This window comes from Caballeronia sp. INML2, from assembly GCF_023631365.1.
Taxonomy (GTDB): Bacteria; Pseudomonadota; Gammaproteobacteria; order Burkholderiales; family Burkholderiaceae; genus Caballeronia; species Caballeronia turbans.
Genome location: NZ_JALQDH010000056.1, coordinates 1 through 4,024 on the forward strand (window position 1 = coordinate 1; position 4,024 = coordinate 4,024).

The 4,024-nt window shown below is 66.3% G+C and carries 4 protein-coding genes; 1 reads left to right on the top strand and 3 read right to left on the bottom strand.

Going from position 1 to position 4,024, the window contains the following annotated elements:
* Positions 1-112: 112 nt before the first annotated feature.
* From NCT32_RS20105 to NCT32_RS20115, 3 genes are all read right to left on the bottom strand, one after another.
* Positions 113-700 (bottom strand): aspartate kinase, encoded by a 588-nt coding sequence (locus NCT32_RS20105; RefSeq protein WP_061119953.1) that lies wholly within the window; start codon positions 698-700, stop codon positions 113-115.
* An 83-nt stretch (positions 701-783) separates the two neighbouring features.
* Entirely contained in the window at positions 784-1,914 is a 1,131-nt protein-coding gene (locus NCT32_RS20110; RefSeq protein WP_061120039.1) for a hydantoinase/oxoprolinase family protein, read from the bottom strand.
* Complete coding sequence (locus NCT32_RS20115) at positions 1,911-2,951, bottom strand: ATP-grasp domain-containing protein (RefSeq protein WP_061120038.1); 1,041 nt, start codon at positions 2,949-2,951, stop codon at positions 1,911-1,913. Before NCT32_RS20115 ends, NCT32_RS20110 begins: the two co-directional genes overlap by 4 nt.
* Positions 2,952-2,964: 13 nt before the next feature.
* Between NCT32_RS20115 and NCT32_RS20120 the strand changes: the two genes are divergently transcribed.
* Positions 2,965-3,699, top strand: coding sequence for a HisA/HisF-related TIM barrel protein (locus tag NCT32_RS20120; protein WP_061119954.1), 735 nt, complete (start codon positions 2,965-2,967; stop codon positions 3,697-3,699).
* Positions 3,700-4,024 lie beyond the last annotated feature (325 nt).

Below are 4,024 nucleotides of genomic sequence, written 5' to 3' on the forward strand. Positions count from 1 at the left end.
TGCTTTCTTTGGTCACTTTCTTTGCAGCAGCAAAGAAAGTGACTGCCGCCCCGCATAGGGGCAACGCTAATAAACCAATAACAAAATGGGATCCAGCGAAAAAACCGCAACCTCAAACCGCAACATTCAACAACCGATCCCGCATAACATCAGCATCTCCTTTACTAAAAATCTCAACAATATAATTGGCATCCCGCACATAAGCGGGAAACCGCCGGTCCAAAATGCCTCGCGCGGCCAGCGCCTCCAACGGGGCACTTGCATCGACATCGCAAGACTTCACGATCATCAACCGCTCCGCATTGAGCAAGGAAGAAAGCCACGCGGCAAGGCTATCGGAAGTGGTATCCCAGTTCGTCATCGAATCGGGCGTCGCCCGCATCAGATCCGTCGGCACCCACACCGCGACGCGCCCATCGCGCAATGCCCCGCGAATCCGATGCTCGTTCGACGCGAGCACGAGCTCCGGCACCACGCCCTGCATCAGAATCGCGTATTGCGCCATCGCGAGCAGGCACATGTTGTGAGCCGCGAGATCGTCGAAATGCCATTCGTGCTGATACTGCCGCACCGCGTCCGCAAAATCGCCGCCGCCCGGCACGATCACGACACGCCCGCCGCCCACTTCCCAGAGCCGCGTCAGCCACTCGCGCAGCGCCGGATCGTGGCTCAGGCTACCCCCGATCTTCACCACCCACATATTCCTGTCCTCGTTCGATGATGCCGCCGGGCCACGCACCCGCTCCGATACCCCATCCTTACTCCGCTATATTCCGCACGCTCTTACGCCGCGCGCGGCGCCGCATCGGCGTGGGAACGGGCTTCGTTGCCTGCCGCGCCCTTCGCCGCCATCGACGCCAAAAGCGCGACCGCCACGCTCGGCGCGCACGTCGATACCCATTCGGCACGCGTCGCGTCGTCGTCCGCGACGCCCGCGAGCCGCGCGAAATCGATATAACTGCGCGCCTCCTGCCGCGCCAGCGCCGCCGCCAGAAAGCGCCCGCAGCCCGCGCCGACGATCGGTGCAGCGGCCAGCGCCGCATCCCGCGCGATCACGCGCGCGAGATTCGTTTCGAGCGCGCGCAACTGTTCGTGCCGCCAGTTCTGCGCGAAACGCCGCCATTCGGAATCGCTCGCATCGGCGGCGTCGCGGCCGATCATCCGCGCGATACGCGCGCGGCTCGCGGCTTCCGTCTTCGGTCCGTTGTCGGCGCTCGGATGCTGGTCGTGCTCGGGCCACAACTCGCCCGTCAGACGATAGACATCCGCGGTCGTCGCGAACCATTCGTTCATCACGCCGGTCGTTTCGCCGCGAAACGCGATGCGATGCGCGACCCCGCACAACGGCGTACGCACGATGCCCTGATAAACCAGCTCGCCGCTGACGAGCCGCTCGGCGTCGTTCGCGCCGCGCGCCAAGACACGGCCGCCGACGATCGGGATGATGTCCGTCGTCGTGCTGCCGATATCGATCAGCACCGCATCCGGGATGCACGTCGCGACCCATCGCGCGGTCGCGAGCCAGTTCGCCGATGCGACCTTGCGCCAGCCGTCGGCGCATGCCGAACGCGCGAGCCAGCCGGCGTCGCCGGCGAAAAACATCGTGCGCGGCCCGAGCCGCTGCGCGAGCGTGCGCGTCAATGTGCGCACGCCTTCGGCGCGGTCGGCGAAGAGATCGACCATTTCGCCCGTCATCGTGACGGCGTGACGCGCGGCGGCATCGGCGGCGGCGGGCCAGCGCTCGAACATGGCGTCGATCACGCGTTCCAGATGCGCGATGCCCTGCCAGAGCGGACATGCCCATTGCGCGACATCGGCGAGCACGCCCGCGCGCGTCGCCATCGACACCTTGACGTGCGCGCCGCCCACGTCCCAGCCGAACACCGGCGCATCCGCTGATGTCGACGCCGTCATGACGCCGCTCCGCCGCACGCGCGCAGCAATCCGGCATCGCCATCGAAACCGGGCACGCGATGCGCCGCGAGCAGTTCCGCCGCGAGATTCCTGCCGCCGCGCCGGCTCAATTCCGCATACGCGACCGTGAGACGCGGATTCACTTCAATCACGACCGGCCCGCGCTCCGGATGCCAGACGACGTCGATGCCTGCGAAACCGCGCAAACCCGGAAGCGCTTCGGCGACCCGCAGCGCGAGCCGCTCGAGCGCGCGCCCTTGCGGACCATGCCGGTCGATGCGATCGACATCGACGCCATCGAACTGCACGATGCGCGCGCGGCGTCCCGATCCCGCCGCATCCGACAAACCGATGCGCTGACGATTGATGCTCACGAGCCGCGACAGCCGTTCGCGGCAAATCAGCGAAAGGCTCAGCGGCTCGCCGTCGACCCATTCCTGCAATACGGGATTGCGCCCCGCTTCCGCGCGCGCTTCGTATTCGGCGCGCGCGGCGGCGAGATCGTCATAGACGTAGGTGTCGAGGCCGCCCGCGCCGTCGTCGGGTTTGACGACCCAGCGTCGCCCGATTGCGGCGGCTGCGTTCTCCGGTTCGAGCGCGGGCGTCGCGTGGATGCTGCGCGCGGCGAGGCACGCGGCGGTTGCGCTCTTGCTCGATGCCGCGCGGATCGCTTCCTTCGCGCAGCCGAGCCAGCGCGCCTGGCCGACGGCGTCGTAGAGTTTGAGCAGCAGCCCGTCGCACTCGGGCGCGACGATGCAGGCATAGTCGTGCTCGCGCGCCACGCGGGCGACGAAGCGAATGACCGGCTCGCCGGGCTGGGCGCGCACGTAACCTTGCGCGTCGTCGATCTGCTCGAAGCGCGAGCTGGCGACGGTCACCTCGATGCCCGGAAGTGCACGCAGATCGGCGGCGATGGCGTCGCGCATCACGCGGCCCTCGACGATCAGCGCGGAGAGGTCGGCGAGGCTGCCTGCGCCTGCCGCGTCCGGATCGATGCCGCCGCCGGTGAGATACTCGAATACAAAGATCTTGGTCAAAGGAAAGCCATCCATGCAGGTGATACCCGTTCTCGATCTGCTCGACGGCCACGCGGTACGCGCGGTGCGCGGCGAGCGTTCGCGTTACCGGCCGATCCAGTCCTCGTTGTGCGCCACGAGCGATCCTGTCGCGATCGCCCGGGCGCTCGTCGCCGCCACCGACGCGCGCACCGTGTACGTCGCCGATCTGGGCGCGATCCTGCAGCGCGGCGCGCACGACCGTGCGCTCGCCGCCATATGCGACGCCCTCGGCGACGGCGTGCGCATCTGGCTCGATGCGGGCTTCACCGCATTCGCGCCGATGCGTGCGCTCGTCGAACGCATCGCGGGGCTGACGCGGTCTTCGACGCCCGCCGCGATCGTGCCCGTGTTCGGCACCGAGACGCTGCTCGACATCGGCGCGATCGCTGAGGCCTCGGCGTGCGGCCTGGAGCCGATCCTCTCGCTCGACTATCGCGGCGGGCGCGCGCTCGGTTCCGTGCATGCCGAAAGTGCTTTCTGGCCGTCGCGGGTGATCGTGATGACGCTCGATCACGTTGGCGCGCATGCCGGGCCTGATCTCGACACTTTCGCTTCCGTGCGTGCGCTCGCCGGCGCGCGGGAAGTGATCGGCGCGGGCGGCATCCGTCACGTCGATGACCTCGCTCTTGCTTCTGGCAGCGGCGCCCATGCGTGGCTCGTCGCTTCCGCGATTCACGATGGCACCGTGGCGCGGTGCGATGTGCATCGCAGGGCTTTCGGGCGATGAACTCAATATCTATGCCAAGGGCTTGGCGGCTTTGGTGGGGCTGTAATCCTTTGGCAAGAAGCTGTTGCATCACGTGGTGCATGGGTGACAGTGTGTTGCATTGCGGAGCAGGTTTTTGTTTCTCTTGTTTTTTTGCTTTCGCTGGATCCCGTATTCGTGTTGGTCTATTAGCACTGCCCCTATGCGGGGCGGCAGTCACTTTCTTTGCTGCTGCAAAGAAAGCAACTGTATTGAGAGTCAAGTGCTGGGTCACAAGTGATCGTGATGTGGGGGATTCCAGGGGGTGCGATCGCGCATCATGGCGTTGAGCTGAGTAAGGAGCTTG

Coding starts and splice junctions, on each gene's coding strand:
- NCT32_RS20105 (WP_061119953.1), bottom strand. CDS start 700: ATGTGGGTGGTGAAGATCGGGGGTAGCCTGAGCCACGATCCGGCGCTG.
- NCT32_RS20110 (WP_061120039.1), bottom strand. CDS start 1,914: ATGACGGCGTCGACATCAGCGGATGCGCCGGTGTTCGGCTGGGACGTG.
- NCT32_RS20120 (WP_061119954.1), top strand. CDS start 2,965: ATGCAGGTGATACCCGTTCTCGATCTGCTCGACGGCCACGCGGTACGC.